13 protein-coding genes are annotated in these 18,425 nt (G+C 64.6%); 7 read left to right on the top strand and 6 right to left on the bottom strand.

Annotation, left to right across the window (positions count from 1 at the left end):
* Window positions 1-36: 36 nt before the first annotated feature.
* Both AC0L2L_RS31450 and AC0L2L_RS31445 read right to left on the bottom strand, forming a co-directional pair.
* Complete coding sequence (locus AC0L2L_RS31450) at window positions 37-3,513, bottom strand: helicase-related protein (RefSeq protein WP_473583717.1); 3,477 nt, start codon at window positions 3,511-3,513, stop codon at window positions 37-39.
* A gap of 642 nt (window positions 3,514-4,155) precedes the next feature.
* Window positions 4,156-4,737: a TetR/AcrR family transcriptional regulator gene (locus AC0L2L_RS31445; protein WP_473583716.1), complete on the bottom strand. Its 582-nt coding sequence runs from the start codon at window positions 4,735-4,737 to the stop codon at window positions 4,156-4,158.
* A gap of 83 nt (window positions 4,738-4,820) precedes the next feature.
* Here AC0L2L_RS31445 and AC0L2L_RS31440 point away from each other — a divergent pair, with 83 nt between their 5' ends.
* Complete coding sequence (locus tag AC0L2L_RS31440; protein ID WP_473583715.1) at window positions 4,821-6,071, top strand: FAD-dependent oxidoreductase; 1,251 nt, start codon at window positions 4,821-4,823, stop codon at window positions 6,069-6,071.
* A 79-nt stretch (window positions 6,072-6,150) separates the two neighbouring features.
* On the opposite strand, the gene phbB is transcribed toward AC0L2L_RS31440, so the two are convergent.
* Window positions 6,151-6,876 carry an acetoacetyl-CoA reductase gene (gene phbB / locus AC0L2L_RS31435; protein WP_473583714.1) on the bottom strand — a complete coding sequence of 242 codons (726 nt, stop codon included), beginning with the start codon at window positions 6,874-6,876 and terminating at the stop codon, window positions 6,151-6,153.
* 118 nt (window positions 6,877-6,994) lie between these two features.
* Window positions 6,995-8,179 (bottom strand): acetyl-CoA C-acetyltransferase, encoded by a 1,185-nt coding sequence (locus AC0L2L_RS31430; RefSeq protein ID WP_473583713.1) that lies wholly within the window; start codon window positions 8,177-8,179, stop codon window positions 6,995-6,997.
* A gap of 306 nt (window positions 8,180-8,485) precedes the next feature.
* Here AC0L2L_RS31430 and phaR point away from each other — a divergent pair, with 306 nt between their 5' ends.
* Complete coding sequence (phaR, locus tag AC0L2L_RS31425; protein WP_027166683.1) at window positions 8,486-9,079, top strand: polyhydroxyalkanoate synthesis repressor PhaR; 594 nt, start codon at window positions 8,486-8,488, stop codon at window positions 9,077-9,079.
* Window positions 9,080-9,483: 404 nt separating this feature from the next.
* Here the strand turns inward: phaR and AC0L2L_RS31420 are convergent, their stop codons facing one another.
* Window positions 9,484-10,626, bottom strand: a complete 1,143-nt coding sequence (locus AC0L2L_RS31420) for a citrate synthase (RefSeq protein WP_473583712.1) — start codon at window positions 10,624-10,626, stop codon at window positions 9,484-9,486.
* Between the two features lie 90 nt (window positions 10,627-10,716).
* On the opposite strand from AC0L2L_RS31420, the gene AC0L2L_RS31415 reads away from it, so the two are divergent.
* Together AC0L2L_RS31415 and AC0L2L_RS31410 are read left to right on the top strand one after the other, a co-directional pair.
* Window positions 10,717-11,817 carry a citrate synthase/methylcitrate synthase gene (locus tag AC0L2L_RS31415; RefSeq protein ID WP_473583711.1) on the top strand — a complete coding sequence of 367 codons (1,101 nt, stop codon included), beginning with the start codon at window positions 10,717-10,719 and terminating at the stop codon, window positions 11,815-11,817.
* A 368-nt stretch (window positions 11,818-12,185) separates the two neighbouring features.
* Window positions 12,186-13,316, top strand: coding sequence for a patatin-like phospholipase family protein (locus tag AC0L2L_RS31410; protein ID WP_473583710.1), 1,131 nt, complete (start codon window positions 12,186-12,188; stop codon window positions 13,314-13,316).
* A gap of 92 nt (window positions 13,317-13,408) precedes the next feature.
* On the opposite strand, the gene AC0L2L_RS31405 is transcribed toward AC0L2L_RS31410, so the two are convergent.
* Window positions 13,409-14,293: an AraC family transcriptional regulator gene (locus AC0L2L_RS31405; RefSeq protein ID WP_473583709.1), complete on the bottom strand. Its 885-nt coding sequence runs from the start codon at window positions 14,291-14,293 to the stop codon at window positions 13,409-13,411.
* 306 nt (window positions 14,294-14,599) lie between these two features.
* On the opposite strand from AC0L2L_RS31405, the gene AC0L2L_RS31400 reads away from it, so the two are divergent.
* The 3 genes from AC0L2L_RS31400 to AC0L2L_RS31390 form a co-directional block, all read left to right on the top strand.
* Window positions 14,600-16,021 carry a coniferyl aldehyde dehydrogenase gene (locus tag AC0L2L_RS31400; RefSeq protein ID WP_473583708.1) on the top strand — a complete coding sequence of 474 codons (1,422 nt, stop codon included), beginning with the start codon at window positions 14,600-14,602 and terminating at the stop codon, window positions 16,019-16,021.
* A 367-nt stretch (window positions 16,022-16,388) separates the two neighbouring features.
* Window positions 16,389-17,582, top strand: a complete 1,194-nt coding sequence (locus tag AC0L2L_RS31395; protein ID WP_473583707.1) for an efflux RND transporter periplasmic adaptor subunit — start codon at window positions 16,389-16,391, stop codon at window positions 17,580-17,582.
* Window positions 17,583-17,649: 67 nt separating this feature from the next.
* Window positions 17,650-18,425: efflux RND transporter permease subunit (locus AC0L2L_RS31390; RefSeq protein WP_473583706.1), on the top strand; the 776-nt coding region annotated here is incomplete at its 3' end.

Here is an 18,425-nt window from a genome sequence, read left to right as displayed (position 1 = left end):
CTAACGCGGTCCTTCGGTTCGGGATCATGCTCTAGCCTATTTCTTCAGCTGGTCGCGCAAGGCGGCGAGCTTGGCGAAGGGTGAATCCGGATCGAAGCGCTGCGGGCGCTCGTCGCGCGGCTTGCCCTGGAAGGCGGACTTGCCGCCCGGAGCGCTGCCCTTGCCATCCTGCCTGTTGCCCTTCCAGTCCGGCCGTCCGTCGCGGCGGCCCCCCTCGTGGCGATCTGGACGTTCGCCCTGCGGCCTGCCTTCGCGCCGTTCGCCGCCCTCGCGCCGGTCGCCCGTCTCCGGCCTCGGCTTGAACTTCGAGCGGTCGAAGCGCGGCTTGCCGGCGCCGTCGCGCTGCTCGCGGTGGCCTTCATTGGCCGGACGATCGCCCGGCTGGGCGCTTGCGGCACCTGCTTGACCCTCGCGCGCGGGCTGGCCGCCGCGCGGGCGATTGTCGCGACGGTTGTCGTGACGGTGGCGCGGGCGCTGATGGTCGAAACGCGCCTGACGCCACAGAAGGACAGGCTTCGGCTCTTCAGCCTCGGCCGGGGTTTCGCCAGCGGCGGCTTCGCTTCCTTCACCCTCCCCCGCGTGGGGAGGGTCGGTGCGCAGCGCCGGAGCGGGAGGAGCGCCGTCGGTATCAGTGTTCTCTGCATCGTCGGCGCCGTCACCCGCGTCGTTTCGCGCCGCGACCTCCGCCATCGAGGGGGAGGCGGGAGCTTCGGCGGGTTTGGCCGATTCAAGCACCGCTGCAGTATCTTCTGCAGGATGAGCATCCTCTACAGGATGGGCCTCTTCCGTGATCTCGGCAGGAGCGTCTGCCGGCTCTCCCGCGACAGGTTCCGCGGCCACTTCCGAGACGGCTTCCGCAGGAGCTTCGGCGGCAGTTTCGACGGCGGCAGACGGCTCCGAACTTTCGACGGGCGCTTCCGCAACCGCGTCCGTTGCCGCAGCTTCCGCGGCCTTGGCCTGCGCGGCGCGGGCCGCTTCCTCCGCGGCGAGCTTCGCGGCGGCGGCTTCGCGAGCGGCGTCGTCCAGCGCGTCGAGCTTTGCCTTCACCTCAACAGCCGGCTTTGCCTCGGAGCGGTAGCCGAGACCTTTGAGGATCTCTTCCATATCGTCGGCGGTAGCGCCGAGGATCGACATCATCGGCGGCGTCACCATGAAGGCGTGGCCGTCATAGGCGCCGTCCGGACGCTGGCCGAGGCCGGGCTTCCAGTTGGTCGCCGGGCGGATGAGGTCGGCAAGCCGTTCCAGGATATCGACGCGCACGGCGCGACGGCCGAGATTGCGGTAACCGGCGAGCTTGTAGAAGGTCTTGTCGAAGGCGGGGTCGATGACCACCGAGGTGCGGCCCGACGCCAGCGCGTGGACAACATCGCCGAAGCCGGGCTTGTCCTTGCCGTCGTTCTTCAGCGCCCAGAGCAGCGTCACCAGGCCGGCTGGCGCCGGCTTGATCAGCGCCGGCACGAAGACATGATAGGCGCCGAAACGCACGCCGAGGCGGCGCAGCGCGGCGCGGCCCTCCTGGTCGAGCGACTTCATCTCCTCCGCGATGTCGCGGCGGTTGATCAGGCCGAAATGCTCGACCAGCTGGAAGGCGATGCCGCGCGCGATGCCGGTAAGCTGGTCGGCATTCTTCAAATCGACCAGCGGCTTCAGCAGCGTTTCGATCTGGAAATTGACGAAACGTTCGGCGCGCGCGGCGACCTTGTCGCGGGCAGGGCCGGTCAGCTGCTCGTCGGCAAGCAGGACCAGGCGCGGCTTCAGCGCCTCGTCGCCGCCGACCAGCGTGCCGATCGGCGCGCCGATCCAGCGCAGAACGCCGTCGGAACCCAAAGCAAGGTCGCCATTGGCGCAGGCGGCAAAGCGTTCGGCGCGCGCGTCGAACTCGGCCGCAAGGGCCTTCTGGGCGGCAGTGCGCACCGCCTTGGCGTCCTCGCCGCCGGCGCTTTGGTCGGCGGTGAAGCGGAACCCCTGCAACTCGCCGACATGATGGCCTTCGACGAGGACGGTTCCGGTTGGGCTGATTTCGGCTTCAGGCATGGTATTTTCTCTAAGGCGCCGCATGAGGACGGAAGTCCTGCGGTCTACGAAGCGTTTCGTCAACCGCTCATGCAGCGCATCCGACAATCTGTCTTCGATTTCGCGCGTCTTTTCCTGCCAGTGTAGCTGATCGGCCAGCCAGCCGGGGCGGTTGGAGACGAAAGTCCAGGTGCGGATCTGCGCGATCCGGTGCGACAGCGTGTCGATATCGCCTTCCGTCGTGTCGGCGCGCCGCACCTGCTCGGCCATGTAATTCTCATCGACATGGCCATGGCGCGCAAGGTCCGTATAGATCGAGGCGATGAGGTCGGCATGCTGGGCCGGGGCGATCTTGCGGTAGTCGGGCAGGGCGCAGGCCTCCCAGAGCAGCGCGACGCGCTGCTTGCCGGAGGCGAGCGCGCGGATGTCGCCATCGCGCGACAGATGCTCCAGCACCTGGGCGTCGACAGCCGGCAGCGCGCGGGTGAGCCCTTCGACGGGCGCATTGGTCTCGATCGAGCGCTTCAGCGCATCGAGGCTGGAAAAATCGAAATCGGCGGTGCGCCACTGCAGCACCTTCACCGGGTCGAACTCGTGCCCCTCGATCTTCCCGACAAGATCCTCGTCGAGCGGATCGACTTGGCCGGTGACGCCGAATGTGCCGTCGCGCAGATGCCGGCCGGCACGGCCGGCGATCTGGCCCAGCTCGGCCGCGGTCAGGTTGCGGTATTGATACCCGTCGAACTTCCGGTTCTGGGCGAAGGCGACATGGTCGAGGTCGAGGTTCAGCCCCATCCCGATGGCGTCGGTGGCGATGAGATAATCGACGTCGCCGGACTGGAACAGCGCCACCTGGGCGTTGCGGGTGCGCGGCGAGAGCGCGCCGAGCACGACGGCCGCACCACCCTGCTGGCGGCGGATCAGCTCGGCGATGGCATAGACCTCGTCGGCAGAGAAAGCGACGATCGCCGTGCGCCGCGGCAGCCGGGTGAGTTTCTTGGAGCCCGCATAGGCAAGATGCGACAGCCGCGGCCGCGTCACCACCGACACGCCCTTCAAGAGGCGCTGCAGGATGCCATGCATGGTGGCCGCGCCCAGCAGCAGCGTCTCCTGGCGGCCACGCAGATGCAGGATGCGGTCGGTGAAGATGTGGCCGCGTTCGAGATCGCCGGCGAGCTGCACCTCGTCGATGGCGACGAAGGCGGCATCGGTCTCGCGGGGCATCGCTTCGACGGTGCAGACCGAATATCTCGCGCCGGCCGGGACGATCTTCTCCTCGCCGGTGATCAGCGCCACTTTGTGGGCGCCGACCTTCTCGCAGACGCGGGCATAGACCTCGCGGGCGAGCAGTCTGAGCGGCAGGCCGATGACGCCGGTCTCATGCGCGACCATGCGCTCGATGGCGAGGTGGGTCTTGCCGGTGTTGGTGGGGCCTAGCACGGCCGTCACGTCGCGGCCCGAAAGGATCAGTGGCTGGGAGTGTTTCGGCTGGATATTCATCGGCTCGGAAATGAGTTTTTCTGCCGCTTTTGGTCGGAGGCGCGGCGGCACTGCCGCGTGTGACAGCCGACACATAGGGATTTAGGGCGCCAAGCGAAAGCGGAATGTTCCTTCGGAGACAGACGAGCTCGAACGGGGAGGGTTAAAATCGGCTGTTGTTAACGGCTGGAACGAGTCTGGAACGAATCGGCGACGAATCACAGACTCGCGCGGATTCAGGTTTTGTTCACGGCTACATGTGGATTTTTTGACGGCGAGTCTCACCACATGCTGAATCATGGAACTGGCCCGATTCATGCTTCGGCTCTGCCGCGGGCGAGTCCCGTTAACCTTTGCCGGCGAACGGTTGCAGCCGGAGCCGGCTGACCTGGCAAGACTATGAAATTATTGACTTTTCCTAACCGATTTTAACGAATTCGGTAGCGTTTGAGCCCTCCGCCGTTAACTTCCCGGCCAAAGCCAGAACGAATCGGCGACGAATCAGTGTTCTGCCCATTTTCCCGGTTTGTTCACTGCTAGATGTAGTATTATCCCCAGCTTATCCACCGAAAATCCACGGCTTGTGAGTGGGTTTTGCACAGCCGGAGGCGTCGCCGTTAATCTTTGCGTCTCGCTTCGGCACATCTCGATGAAGCCAATCCTTCAATTCGAGTCTTGGCCCACAGCGTAACGCTGCAGTACCGGGCCGATATTCCGAATGATCTCTTCATGCGATAGCGCGACCACTGGCGCAAGTCGCAGCAGATACCGGCACATGGCGAGACCCAGCAACTGGCTGGCAACGAGGCCGGCGCGCCGGCCGGCGTCGGCGGGGTCGCCGATCGAAGCAACCATCGGCCTCACCTGATTGGCGAAGACGTCGCGGACTTTCTCGGCTGCGTGTTCGTTCGATGTCGCCGAACGCAGCAGGATTATCATGCCGGGTCCGTTGGCCGGACCTTCCCAGTTGACCAGAAAGCGCCTGATCAGCGTTTCGCCGATGGCGGTCGGGTCTGTCCGCTGATCCGGCAATTGGAGGTTCACGACTGCCGCCCTGGCGAACAGCTCATCCTTGCTGCGGAAATAACGGATCACCATGGCCGGATCGATCGAGGCCTGCGCCGCAACGTCCCGGATCGAGGTGCCGTCATAGCCATGCTCGGCGAAAAGGCCGCGCGCGGCTTCGAGGATTTGGGCTTTCGTGCGGTCCGACTTGGTCTGCTTCTTCGGTTGATTCTCGGTCATGACGATTCATATGCCAACACCTGTTGACAAATACAATGGAGATCACTAGAAAGTCAACAACTGTTGATAAATGGAGATGGGAAATGCTGCCTGAGACCACGGAAGTCCTCATTATCGGCGCCGGCCCGACCGGCATGGCGCTGTCTATCGCGCTGCATCAAGCCGGTGTCGATCATCTGCTGATAGACAAGCTTGCGCATGGCCTGCAGACGTCGCGTGCTGGCGTCATCCATGCGCAGACGCTGGAATCGCTGGAGCCGCTCGGCGTCACGCAGCGGCTGAGCGCGCTTTCCGTGAAGATCGAGGATTTTGCCATCCGCGACCGCGACCGGGCGCTGCTCAAGCTCGATTTCAGCAAGCTGCCGTCCAAACATCCCTATCTGATGATGCTTCCGCAGAACCTGACCGAACAGGTGTTCGCCGAGCGGATCGCCGCTCTTGGCGGCAGCATTCATCGCGAAGTCGAGGCTGTGGCGGTTGCTCAGGACGGTGACGGCGCGCGCGTGACGGTGGTCGAAAACGGCCAGGAGAAAATCATATCGGCACGCTATGTCGTGGGCGCCGACGGCATGCACAGCCTGGTGCGCAAATCGACAGGCATCGAGTTCGACGGCGCGGCCTATGACGGCTCCTTTGTGCTGGCCGACGTTCGTTTGGATTGGCCGGTTGGACCGACCGAAGTGTCGCTGTTCTTCGCGCCGGCGGGACTGGTTGTAGTGGCGCCGCTGCCGGATGGATCATACCGGGTCGTTGCGACAATGGATGAGGCGCCGGAAAGGATCGAGGTCGCCGATATCCAGGCGCTGCTCGACAGCCGCGGGCCGACCACGAAGAGAGCCCGTGTGCTTAGCCTTGGCTGGAGTTCGCGGTTCCGCGTTCATCATCGTCTGGTGCGGGCCTATCGCAAGGATCGACTGTTCTTGATGGGCGATGCCGCCCATGTCCACAGCCCCGCCGGCGGGCAAGGCATGAACACGGGCATCATCGATGCGGTCGTGCTCGGCCAGTTGCTGGGCGATGTGGTGAACGGCATGCGCCCGGAAACGGAACTCGACCTATACGAGAAGCTGCGTCGCCCGGCGGCGCAGGAAGTGCTCGACCTTGCGGGCCGGATGACCGAGATGGCGCTTGCGCGAAACCCGGTGAGGCGCTTCCTGCGCAATCTGGCGCTTTCGGTCGTGAACCTCAGCCCGTTCCTGAAGCGCCGCGTTGCGCTGAAGCTGTCAGGGCTCAGCCGGGCACCGCTCGCCCGGCTGCCGGCGCTCGCAGGCGAACCGGGGTCTGTCGTTCCCACCAAGCCTGCGGCCAAGCCAAACTTGAAACTCGCCGCCTGACGACGTCAGGCGGCGAGCCCCAGATCAGGGCGTCTACAGCGCACCGGCCGCACGGATTTGCAGCCGGTCGAAGCATATCTCAGACGAAGTACTGGCCGCCATTGGCGGTGATGGTCGAGCCGGTGATGAAGCCGGCCTCGTCGGAAGCCAGGAAGACGACGCAGCGCGCGATCTCTTCCGGTTCGCCGAGGCGGCCGACCGGGATCTGCGGGATGATGCGCTCGTTGAGCACCTTCTCGTCGATCGCCTTGACCATTTCGGTGGCGATATAGCCGGGGCAGATCACGTTGACGGTGATGCCGGCCCGGGCCCCCTCCTGGGCCAGCGCCTTGGAGAAGCCGATGTCGCCGGCCTTGGCGGCGGAATAGTTGACCTGGCCGGCCTGGCCCTTCTGGCCATTGATCGAGGAAATGGTGATGACGCGGCCGAACTTGCGGTCGCGCATGCCGCTCCACAGAGGATGCGTCATGTTGAAGACGCCGGAGAGGTTGGTGTCGATCACTTCCTTCCACTGCGCGGGCGTCATCTTGTGGAACATGGCGTCGCGGGTGATGCCGGCATTGTTGACCAGCACCCCGACCGGGCCGAGATCGGCCTCGATCTGCTTGATGCCGGCGGCACAGGCTTCGTAGTCGGCGACGGACCATTTATAGACCGGGATGCCGGTCTCGGCCTTGAACTTAGCGGCCGCCTCGTCATTGCCGGCATAGTTTGCCGCGACCGAATAGCCGGCGGTCTTCAAGGCGACCGATATCGCGGCGCCGATGCCGCGCGATCCGCCGGTGACAATTGCTACTTTGCTCATGTGGTCCTCCCTTTAAAATCGTCTGAGCGAACAGGGAGTAGCGAATAGCGAGTAGGGATCCGATGTCCCGCCGTGCGACGCTTTTTCTTCCCTGTTCGCTGCTCCCTATTCGCTGAGCTCACAGCGCCTCGACGCACATGGCGACGCCCATGCCGCCGCCGATGCAAAGCGTGGCGAGGCCCTTCTTGGCGCCACGGCGGCGCATCTCGTAGACCAGCGTGTTGAAGACGCGGGCGCCGGAAGCGCCGATCGGATGGCCGATGGCAATAGCGCCGCCATTGACGTTGACGATCGAGGGATCCCAGCCCATGCCCTTGTTGACGGCGCAGGCCTGCGCGGCGAAGGCCTCGTTGGCCTCGATGAGATCGAGGTCCTTGACCGACCAGCCGGCTTTCTCCAGCGCCCGCTTCGAGGCGGGAATAGGTCCGGTGCCCATGATAGCCGGATCGACGCCGGCGGTCGCCCAGGAGGCGATGCGGACCAGCGGGGCAATGCCGCGCCGGGCAGCCTCGGCTTCGGTCATCAGCACCGCGCCGGCGGCGCCGTCATTGATGCCGGATGCGTTGGCGGCGGTGACCGTGCCGTCCTTGTCGAAAGCGGGCTTCAGCTTGGTCATGGCGTCAAGCGTCGCGCCGTGGCGGATATATTCGTCCTGGTCGACGATGGTGTCGCCCTTCCTACCCTTGATGGTGAAGGCGACGATCTCGTCCTTGAACTTGCCGGCCTTCTGAGCGGCCTCTGCCTTGTTCTGCGAGGCGAGCGCGAACTCGTCCTGGTCCTCGCGCGTGATCTGGAACTGGCGGGCGACGTTCTCGGCCGTGTTGCCCATATGGTAGCCGTTGAAGGCGTCCCACAGGCCATCCTTGATCATGGTGTCGATCATCTTGTAATCGCCCATCTTGACGCCGGCGCGCAGGTGCTCGGCATGCGGCGACATCGACATCGACTCCTGGCCGCCGGCGATGATCACCTTGGCGTCGCCGGTGGCGATCTGCTGCATGCCGAGCGCGATGGCGCGCAGGCCCGAGCCGCAAACCTGGTTGAGGCTCCAGGCCGTGGTTTCCTTCGGCAGGCCGGCATTGATCGAGGCCTGGCGGGCCGGGTTCTGGCCTTGCGCGGCCGTCAGCACCTGGCCGAGGATGACCTCGTCGACTTCCGCAGCCTCGACGCCGGAGCGCGCGAGCAATTCCTTGATGACGACGGCGCCGAGCTCGTGCGCCGGCGTGGCGGCGAAGCTGCCGTTGAACGATCCGACCGCGGTGCGGGCAGCGCTGGCGACGACGATTGAATTGGAAGCGGACATTTTCTTCTCCAGACTTCGAGGTGTCTTATTTTCGGGATCGCTTCAGGACTTTCTTGCCCGTTCGAAACCCCAAGTCAAACCGGAAATGGGCATGGCCGCCATGCGCGGCAAGCAGCGCGCGCACGGGTTGCGGTAACATGACGTTGACCGCGCAGCGGTTTTTTGCCGTGGCTGTGCAGCATTAATTGATGCCGCAGTGCACAAACCGCTTGGAATTGTGACGCTTTTGCGCGTATCCTCGATAAAGGGCGCAATCGTTACCGGCCACTTACTCCTAGAGGTGCCGGTGTCCTGGGGAGGATACGGATGGCCGCAAAAGACGACCCGATCGTCATCAAGAAGTATGCCAATCGCCGGCTCTACAATACCGGCACAAGCACCTATGTGACACTCGAGGACTTGGCCGAGATGGTCAAGAAGGGCGAGGAGTTCACGGTCCAGGACGCAAAGACCGGGGACGACATCACGCATCCGGTGCTGACGCAGATCATCTTCGAGTTGGAGAACAAGGACGGGCAGAACATGCTGCCGATCCCGTTCCTGCGCCAGCTCATCTCGTTTTACGGCGATCAGATGCAGATGATCGTGCCGAGCTTCCTCGAACAGTCGATGATCGCCTTCTCCAAGGAGCAGGAGCGGTTCCGCGAGCAACTGAAAGGCGCCTTCGGCAAGACGCCGATCGACTTGATGAAGACGCCGATAAAGGCGCTCGAGGAACAGACGCGCCGCAATGTCGAGCTGTTCCAGAACGCCATGCGCATGTTCACGCCGTTCCCGCCCGCCGGCGGCAATTCCGCGGCGCCAGCCGAGCCGCCGAAGAAGGAAGAGAAATCCGACGATCTGCAGGAATTGAAGGCGCAGATCGCGGCGATGCAACGCAAGCTGGACACGATGTCGTAGGGTGCGCCGATATTCAGGTGAGGCCGGCCTGCGAACGACGGCTTCCTGCGCTTCCGGTGCTCACGTACTTTAAGTACGCTCCACTCCGGTTCTCGGAAGCCACTATTTTCGACTCGGCCTGACCTGAATCTCAACACAACCTGGAGCGCCGTTTCGTGATGGTCGCGAACGCCTGAGATTAGCCGAAGGGCCCCTCCCTTCGTCATCCTCGGGCTTGACCCGAGGATCCATTCCGTGACGTTTGACATCGGGTGCGGCGGTGCAGAATTCTGTAATCGTTGCAACGCCTTAGCGTCACGGCATGGATTCCAGGGTCTGCGCGCGTCGCTTCGCTCCTTGCTCCGCCCTGGAATGACGACTTGATAGACGTCCCGCCAATCCAGTCGTCTGCGCTGGAGGAGCCGTCACATCCCGACCGGCCCATCGTAGCGGGCGCGCGGCCGGATCGGCCTGTTGCTGGTCACCTGCTCGACGGCGTGGGCCGTCCAGCCGACGCTGCGGCCGAGCGCGAACAGGCGGAACGGCGCATCGGCGGGCAGATGCAGGCCGCGCGTCATCGCGGCAAGGGCGAAATCTACATTCGCATGCATGCCGGTTGCGGCGACCACGGCATCGCGCAGCCGCAACAGTCCGTCGTCGATTTCGAGATCGCGAAGAAGGGCTTGCCCGCGCGGATCGCCTTCCGGATAGAGTGGGTGGCCGAAGCCTGGCAGCGGCCGGTCATGGGCGAGCCAGCGCGCGACAGCCTCGTCCGCCCCCAACCGTTCGGCATCCTCGACGAGGTTCAGGGCAGCCGCGCCGGCACCGCCGTGGCGCGGGCCGGTGAGCGTGGCGAGGCCCGCGAGCAGGCAGGCGGCGATCGGCGCGCCGGTGGAGGCGGCAACGCGCGCGGCGAAGGTCGATGCGTTGAGCTCGTGATCGGCAAGCAGCACCAGCGCCTTGCGGATGAGATCGGCGCCGGCCGCATCGACGGACCAGCCCTGCGCCAGCCTTTCATGCACCGGCTCCACCCCCGGGCTGGCGCCGAGGGACGTCGCAAGCACGCTTGTGGCGCTGGCGCCATCCTGCTGCAGCATAGCCGGCCTGCGACCGAGCGAGGGCCGGCCTTCAGCGGCGAGCGCCGAGAGCCTGGCAAAGGCCGTCGGGGCGCCGCTTTGCCGAACGGCTGAAGGGGTCAGCGAAGCGAACGACACTGGGGCGTTCGACGCCCACAACAGCGCAGCCGTTTCCTCGAGCGTCGAGGTGGATGAAAACGCCACCGCGTCCTTGCCGCGATAGACGAGACGGCCATGCAGCACGGTCGAGATGGCGGTGGTGATTGACGGCTCGCCCCAGGCGATGGCGCTTTCGGCGATCGCCTGCGGGCTCCTACCGCGCGCCCGGCGGGTGGCGAGCGCGGTTATGTCGTCGGCGCGGTATTGGCTGCGACGCGGGTCGGCCCCGTCCGGCCGCATGCCGATGCGCCCGCGGCTGACATAGGCATAGAGCGTCTGCGGCCGGACATTGAGCCTCGCCAGCGCCTCCTCGCGCGTCAGCCATTCCGTCATTTACTGCCTTACATTGATTATATTGATCAAGATTGATGCGTTGATTGCGCAGCATTAATTTCGTTGCGCGAAAGGTCAAGGAGACAAGTCATGGCAAACGGGCTCGATGATGTTGTGGCGGCGGACACGGTGCTTTCCGATGTCGACGGGGCGGGAGGGCATCTCACCATCCGAGGCCGTTCATTGACGGAACTCGCCGGCCGTTGGCGCTACGGCCAGGTGGTCCGGCTGCTGTTCGACGGCTTCTTCGATGACCTTCCAAGCGATGCCGAACTGGAGAAGGCGATCGGCAGGGCGCGCGTCGAAGTGTTCGACCGCGTGCGACCAATGCTCACCCAGCTTGCGCCGCTCGACATCTACAGCGGCATGCGGGCCGGCATGGCCATCTTGCCGGACGGCGACGAGCTTGCCGATGCTTTGCGCCTGATCACGGCGCCGGCGGTGCTGACGCCGGCGCTGCTGCGCCTTGGCCGGGGCGAGACGCCGATTGCTCCCGACGAAAAGGCCGATCATGCCGGCGACATGCTGCGGATGCTCACCGGCACCGTGTCGCCGTCGCTTGCCGGGGCGCTGGACAGCTATCTGGTGACGGTCTGCGACCATGGGCTCAATGCCTCGACCTTCGCGACCCGCGTGGTGGCGTCGACACAAGCCGGACTGACTTCCGCGGTCCTGGCAGGGCTCGGCGCGCTGAAGGGCCCGCTGCATGGCGGCGCGCCGGGGCCGGTGATCGAGATGCTGGACGCCATCGAATCCAGCGGCGATGCCACCGCCTGGCTCAGCAACGAGATCGCGCATGGCAGGCGCATCATGGGTTTCGGCCATCGCATCTACCGTGTGCGTGATCCGCGCGCCGACGCGCTGAAGGCGGTCGTGCGACAGCTCGGTTCCCGCAGCGGGACAAGTAGCCGGCAAATGGGCAGCCGGCTGGCCTTCGCCGAGACGGTGGAGCAGGTGGCGCTCGAAGTGCTCAAGGCCGCCAAGCCGCAGCGCTCGATCCAGACCAATGTCGAGTTCTACACCGCGCTTCTCCTGGAAGCGGTGGGCTTCCCGAAAGAGGCATTCTCCAATGTCTTTGCTGCCGGCCGCGTCGCCGGCTGGATCGCGCACGCGCGCGAGCAGCAGGCGACCGGGCGGCTGATCAGGCCGCAGTCGCGTTATGTCGGGCCAGTGCCAGACCTCGTCGCCTAGGTATGTCGATATTCAGGTGATGCCGGCCTGCAAATGGCGGTTTCCTGCGCTTCCGGCCTTCGCCGGCCGAAGCTCTCATGAGTGGCGTGGTGGTTAAATTAAGGCTACGGCCGGCGTAGGCCGGTGCTCACGTACTTTAACTACGCTCCGCTCCGGTTCTCAGAAACCACCATTTTCGGCTCGGCCTGACCTGAATCTCGTCACACCTTGAGGCGGCGCTTTTTCACTGGTGACAAAGATTTCATGTGTCCTTGTGTTGCGGGGTGCCTATATGCTGCACTGCAACATAGTTTCGCTTGAATGCCGTCCGATCGATGTAGTCAGTGGCTGCAGATTCGGCGAGCGCTCGACATATCAAGGACAACGCCATGGCGAACAACGGCAAGGCGGAGGAAAAGAAGAAGATCAACGTCGCCCTCCAGGGCGGCGGCTCGCATGGCGCCTTCTCCTGGGGCGTGCTCGACCGGCTGCTGGAGGATGGGCGGCTGGAGATCGCGGCGGTGTCCGGCACCAGCGCCGGCGCGATGAACGCGGTGGCGCTGGCCGACGGCTTCGTGCGCGGCGGCGTCGAGGGCGCACGAAAAAAACTCGACGATTTCTGGCGGGCGGTGGCCTCGAAGGGGCGTTTCAGCCCGGTGCAGCGCATGCCGTGGGACGTGGTCTGGGGCAACTGGTCGATCGAGAACACGCCCGGCTACGTCTTCTTCGACACGATGTCACGGGTGTTTTCGCCCTATGTCGCCAATCCGCTCGGCCTCAACCCGCTGCGCGATGTGGTGGCGAAGGAGATCGACTTCGACAATGTGCGCGCCTGCAAGTCGATGGAACTGTTCATCTCGGCGACCAATGTCGAGACCGGACAGCTGCGGGTCTTTTCCGATGGCGAGATAGACCTCGACACGGTGATGGCCTCGGCCTGCCTGCCGCAGTTGTTCCAGGCGGTCGAGATCAAGGGCGTGCCCTATTGGGACGGCGGCTATGGCGGCAATCCGGCGCTCTATCCGTTCTTCAAGACGGCGGCGACCGAGGACGTGCTTCTGGTGCAGATCAATCCCGTGGTGCGAGAAGGCACGCCGAAAAGCGCCAACGAGATCCAGAACCGCATCGACGAGATCACCTTCAACGCCGGGCTGCTGCGCGAATTCCGCTCGATCGCCTTCGTCAAGGAACTGATCGCGGCCGGCCGCCTGCCGCATGGCGAATATCGCGACATCCGCATGCACCGCATCGACGCCGACGAGGCCTTCAAGGACCTTTCGGCGTCATCCAAGGTCAACGCCGAATGGGCTTTTATCGCCTATCTGCGCGACCTCGGCCGCAGTGCGGCCAGCGACTGGCTGGAAGAAAATTACGATGCCGTCGGCCAGCGGGCTACACTCGATCTCTCGGGCGAGCTCGACGACGGCTTCAAGCCGCTGCGGGGTCCGGCGCCGGGGCGTCGCGTCAAGGAATTCCTTGCGGCGCGCATGAAGCCGGAATCCGCGCGGCGCCGCGCCTGATTGCCGTCGTCAGCCGTAGAGACCGACATCGGGTTGGACAGCGGCCGGTCCGTTCCTTGCGGACGGAAGATAAGGGCCGCGTTCCCGCCGCGCTATTTCAGGGGCAGGAAGAGCTCGATGATGATTTCGGGCGTCGAGAGTTCCGGAAGGAAGGACAGCCGTCGCTGGCAATAGATCGGAAAGTCGCGTGCTTCCTCACCACTGGCCGGAAGCCATTCACGATAAAGGTAAAGCGCGGCCGGCTCCAGATTGTTGGTGTTGCCGGGGTAGCGCAGCACCGCGCAGCGTCCGCCTGGAATCACGCCGGCCTTCATCTGCTTGTCGCCCGTCGCGATCGGCTGGTCGGTGCCAACGCAAATGTCCATGCTGTAGTCGGCCGCGACAGCGGGACATCTCTCGGAACGGAAGATGTTGAAGGTCGGGCTTGTTTCGGGCGACAGGCCTGCTGCCTTGCGCCAGGCGATGAACCGCTGGATGGTGTCGCCGAGCGTCGCCCGATCCCCCCGATGTTCCATGATCGCCACCGGGGTGGGCGGCACTTCGCGGATCGTTACGTCGTCCTGGGTGAAAATTATCTGCATGAGCTTTCTCCTGGCGTTGTCGAGAGGCCCGAAGGCCATCAGCCACGACCCCCAGTCGGGAGATCTCCGGAACGAGGAAGGCGATTGCCCGCACCGTTGACGAAAAGCGCGGGCGAAAGCATCCGGTGCGTCGTAACCAGCATCCATCGCTATATCCGTGACGCTTTCGGCGTCCGCGTGGCCCAGCCGGAATGAAGCGCGCTTCATGCGGGCGAGCTGGATATAGCGATGCACGGACAGCCCGAAAGTCGCCGTGAACTGCCGGTGGAAATGATATTTCGAATAGGCCGCGACGCTGCTCAGCGCGTCCAGGTCCAGATCGTCGTCCAGGTGCCGGTCTATGTGATCCAGCACCCGCTGCATCCGGGCATGGTGGTTTTGAACCGCCGCCTTCATCGTTCCATTCTCCGTGGCGGCACCAGCTAAGCCGCGCGGACATGAGGCGCTCGACCGATCTTGCGGTTTTGTCACGAGCCGCACCATCGCCAAGGACCGTTTACGCACACCCCATCGATGTATGAACGGCGAAAAGGGCCGTTTGCGGACTGGTGGCGTTCCTATGTCGATGACGGGTGCCAAACGGCATATTTGAGGCGCTTGGATCGGGGGCAGTTACCGGAGCATTCCCCGCGGAACCGGGGCAATGCTGGATTCGGTTGTTCGAGCGATGTAGTCTTACCTGAACGTAAAGGGGAGGTAGCGATGCTGCAGACCAGACAGAACGCTCTCGGGGTCAGGTTTGAAGCGCAGTGCAGGGCCTTCGAGAAGGAGCCGTTCCCGGCGCTGGAAGTCCGCAAGGACCGGCTGAGCCGCCTGCTGGCGCTCACCGAGAAGCACGAGGCCGAGATCTGCGCGGCGATCGACAGCGATTTTTCCGCCCGCTCGGCTGAGGAAACGCGGCTTGCCGAATTGTTCGTCGTGCGCGCCGGCATCAGGCATGCGCTGTCGCATCTCAGCGGCTGGATGCGCGAGCGACGCGTCGCCACCAGCCTGCCGTTCCTGCCCGGCCGCAACCGCCTGTTGCCGCAACCGCTCGGCGTCGTCGGCATCGTCTCGCCCTGGAACTATCCTTTCCAGCTCGCCATCGCGCCGGCAACCGCGGCTTTGGCCGCCGGCAACCGCGTGATGCTGAAGCCATCGGAGCTGACACCGAAGTTTTCCGATTTGCTCGCCAGCCTTGTCGAGACATATTTCGCCGCCGACGAGGTCAGCGTGATGGTCGGCGACGCGGAACTCGGCAAGGCGTTCGTGTCCTTGCCTTTCGACCACCTCCTGTTCACCGGCTCGACCACCGTCGGCCGCCAGGTCGCGCTGGCCGCCGCCGCCAACCTGACGCCGGTGACGCTCGAGCTCGGCGGCAAGTCGCCGGCGATCTTCGATCCGTCCTGCGATCTCGACGCGGCAGTCGCCAGCGTCGCCTATGGCAAGCTGCTCAATGCCGGCCAGACCTGCATCGCGCCGGACTATCTCATGGTTCCGCGAGGCCAGGGCGCGGCGATTGCAGCCAAGTTCGCCGCCGCCATGGCGAAGCTCTATCCGCGCCTCGCCGACAATCGCGATTATACCGCCATCGTCAGCGAGCGGCATCATCGGCGCCTGAGCGACATGGTCGCCGAGGCGCGCGACAGCGGCGCCGATGTCACCGAGGTCAATCCGGCGAATGAGAGGCTCGGTGTCACCGATCGCAAGATGGCGCCCGTGCTGGTCCGCAATGCCGGCGAAAATTTGCGGCTGATGCGCGAGGAGATTTTCGGGCCGGTGCTGCCGATCGTCGAATATGGCACGGTCGACGAGGCCATCGACCATGTGAACAGGGGCGAGCGTCCGCTGGCGCTCTACTGGTTCGGCAGCGACGTCGCCAATCGCAAACGGGTCATGCAGGAAACCGCGGCCGGAGGGGTTACGGTCAATGATTGCATGATGCATCTGGTGCAGGAGCGGCAGCCCTTCGGCGGGGTCGGCGACAGCGGCATGGGCGCCTATCACGGCGAGTGGGGGTTTCGCACCTTCAGCAAGGAAAAGCCGATCTTCATCCAGTCGAAGCTCAGCGCCGGCGGCCTGCTGCGCCCGCCCTATGGCAGGACATTCGAGCGTATATTCCGGTTGCTGAACCTCATCACTTGACAGCTTCAGCCCGAGAATCATGGGGCGAGGCTGCGCTCCAATCGGGCAATTGCCGCCGCATAGGGGAGATTTTTGCATCATCCTGACGGCTGCTGCCAGTGACCTTGGGGAAACTTGCGGAAAACTGTCGGCGCGCCGACAAAAGCGGCGGCCGGCTGGCAAAAAAGCCCTTATTTGTCGAGGTACTGTGTTCCACGGCGCAATGGTCCTGTAACTTTTCTGACTATATTGCGCCGCAACTTTCAGGTAGAAGCGCGCTTTCGCCGATCACGGCAAATTGAACTAGGCCCCGCGCACACCCATATCGGCCGCGCGCCCGAAGTCGGAGGCGCCGACCTCGCCAGGTCCTGCAATGGAAAAAATGACGATGCCGAAATTCAGGTTTCACAAGCTTGCAGCCATTGCCGTGCTCATCGGATTCGCGGCCTGGATGGGTACGGGCGAGTTTTCGTCCGTCGGCAGCGCCGCCGACAAGTCGGTTACCACCGACAAGCATACTGGCGCCGGCAAACCGGAGCAGCCGGGGAAGCCGGAAGCCGCCAAGCCAAACGCGGCGCAGGCCGAGCCGAAGGCCGCACCGCGCACCGTCGCGGTGGTGACGCCGCCGCGCAAGACCTATGCGCGCGCCATCCGCGTCTCCGGCCTGACCGAGGCCGACAAGCGCGCGGTGCTTGCGACGCGCGTCGCCGGCGTCATCGAAAAATTGCCGGTCAAGCAGGGCGATCACGTCAAGACCGGCGACCTTGTGCTGATGCTCGCGGCGGAAGAGAAGATCTCCAACGTCGACAACGCCAAGCAGCTCCTGGTGCAGCGCAAGGCCGAGCTCGACGCTTCCGAGCGGCTGGCCAAGACCGGCAATCTGCCCAAGCTGCAGCTCGACACCGCCCGCTCCAACCTGACGCTGGCGCAATCCCAACTGGATACCGCGCAGGCCGAACTCGACCGCAACGAGGTCAAGGCGCCGTTCGACGGCGTGATCGATCGCATTCCGGTGGAACTCGGCAGCTCGGTGATGCAGGGCGGCGAGGTGGCGACGATCCTCAAGCTCGACCCGATCATCGCTCGTGGCGAGATCAGCGAGCGCGACCTGCGCTACCTCAAGATCGGCGACGAAGCCGATGTGCGCCTAGTCAACGACCAGAAGGTCACCGGCACGGTTCGCTACATCAGCCGCGATGCCTCCTCGCAGACCCGCACCTTCCGCGTCGAAGTGGCGATCCCCAATGGCGACGGCTCGATTCCCGCCGGCATGACGGCCGAGATCGCGCTCAGCGCCGAGCCGACCAATGCGGTCATGCTGCCGCGCTCGGTGGTGACGCTGGGCGACAAGGGCGACCTCGGCATCCGCGCCGTCGGCAAGGACGACAAGGTGGCGTTCTTCCCGATCGACCTCGTCGACGACACGCCGCACGGCCTGGTGCTGGGCGGCATCCCGCAGGACGCGCGCATCATCGTCGCCGGCCAGGAGCTGGTGAAGGAGGGCGATCTGGTGAAGCCCGTGGAGGCCGACCAGGCGACCATCAACAAGCTGATCGGCGAAGCCACCGCCGGCACGCAGTAGCGCGGCCTGGCGCCGCCCGGCAACAGCGGCCAGTTCGCAGCTCCCGAAAAAACAGCAGGCCGAAGTCATGGATATCGTCAGACTCGCCATAAACAATGCCCGCCTCACAATATCGGCGCTGATGTTCCTGCTCATCGCGGGCTGGATCGCCTATCAGTCGACACCGAAGGAAGCGGAGCCCGACGTTCCGATTCCGATGATGTATGTCAGCCTGATCTATCAGGGCATCTCGCCGGAGGATTCCGAGCGCCTGCTGCTGCGGCCAATGGAAAGCAAGCTCAAGAGCCTCAAGGGGCTGAAGGAGATGCGTTCGGCCGCCTTCCAGGGCGGTGGCTACGTGCTGGTCGAATTCCAGCCGCAGACCGACCTGGCGACAGCGTTGCAGGACACGCGCAGCAAGGTGCAGGACGCCAAGGCCGACCTGCCGCAGGCGGCCAAGGAGCCGACCGTCAACGAGGTCAACGTCTCGGAGTTCCCGGTCCTGGTCGTGACGCTTTCCGGCGATGTGCCGGAGCGGGTGCTGACGTCCGCCGCGCGCGAGCTGCGCGACCGTATCGAGGAAGTGCCCGGCGTGCTCGAAGGCTCGCTGCAGGGCGCGCGCGACGACCTCGTCGAGGTCGTCATCGACCCGGTGAAGCTTTCCTCCTACGGGCTGCAGCTCGACCAGGTGATCCAGGGCGTCGCTTCCTCCAACAGCCTGGTCGCGGCCGGCAATCTCGAGGGCTCGGAAGGCAAATACGCGGTCAAGGTGCCGTCGTTGATCGAAAGGCCCGAGGACGTCGCCAACCTGCCGGTCGTGGCCACGCCGAACGCCGTTGTCCAGGCCAAGGACGTCGCCACCAT

It is taken from the genome of Mesorhizobium sp. WSM4832 (assembly GCF_055811115.1).
This window is presented reverse-complemented; position numbering and strand designations above follow the sequence as displayed.

Bases quoted from the DNA above. Each gene is read 5' to 3' on its own strand.
- AC0L2L_RS31450 (WP_473583717.1), bottom strand. From the start codon at position 3,513: ATGAATATCCAGCCGAAACACTCCCAGCCACTGATCCTTTCGGGCCGC.
- AC0L2L_RS31445 (WP_473583716.1), bottom strand. From the start codon at position 4,737: ATGACCGAGAATCAACCGAAGAAGCAGACCAAGTCGGACCGCACGAAA.
- AC0L2L_RS31440 (WP_473583715.1), top strand. From the start codon at position 4,821: ATGCTGCCTGAGACCACGGAAGTCCTCATTATCGGCGCCGGCCCGACC.
- phbB (WP_473583714.1), bottom strand. From the start codon at position 6,876: ATGAGCAAAGTAGCAATTGTCACCGGCGGATCGCGCGGCATCGGCGCC.
- AC0L2L_RS31430 (WP_473583713.1), bottom strand. From the start codon at position 8,179: ATGTCCGCTTCCAATTCAATCGTCGTCGCCAGCGCTGCCCGCACCGCG.
- phaR (WP_027166683.1), top strand. From the start codon at position 8,486: ATGGCCGCAAAAGACGACCCGATCGTCATCAAGAAGTATGCCAATCGC.
- AC0L2L_RS31420 (WP_473583712.1), bottom strand. From the start codon at position 10,626: ATGACGGAATGGCTGACGCGCGAGGAGGCGCTGGCGAGGCTCAATGTC.
- AC0L2L_RS31415 (WP_473583711.1), top strand. From the start codon at position 10,717: ATGGCAAACGGGCTCGATGATGTTGTGGCGGCGGACACGGTGCTTTCC.
- AC0L2L_RS31410 (WP_473583710.1), top strand. From the start codon at position 12,186: ATGGCGAACAACGGCAAGGCGGAGGAAAAGAAGAAGATCAACGTCGCC.
- AC0L2L_RS31405 (WP_473583709.1), bottom strand. From the start codon at position 14,293: ATGAAGGCGGCGGTTCAAAACCACCATGCCCGGATGCAGCGGGTGCTG.
- AC0L2L_RS31400 (WP_473583708.1), top strand. From the start codon at position 14,600: ATGCTGCAGACCAGACAGAACGCTCTCGGGGTCAGGTTTGAAGCGCAG.
- AC0L2L_RS31395 (WP_473583707.1), top strand. From the start codon at position 16,389: ATGCCGAAATTCAGGTTTCACAAGCTTGCAGCCATTGCCGTGCTCATC.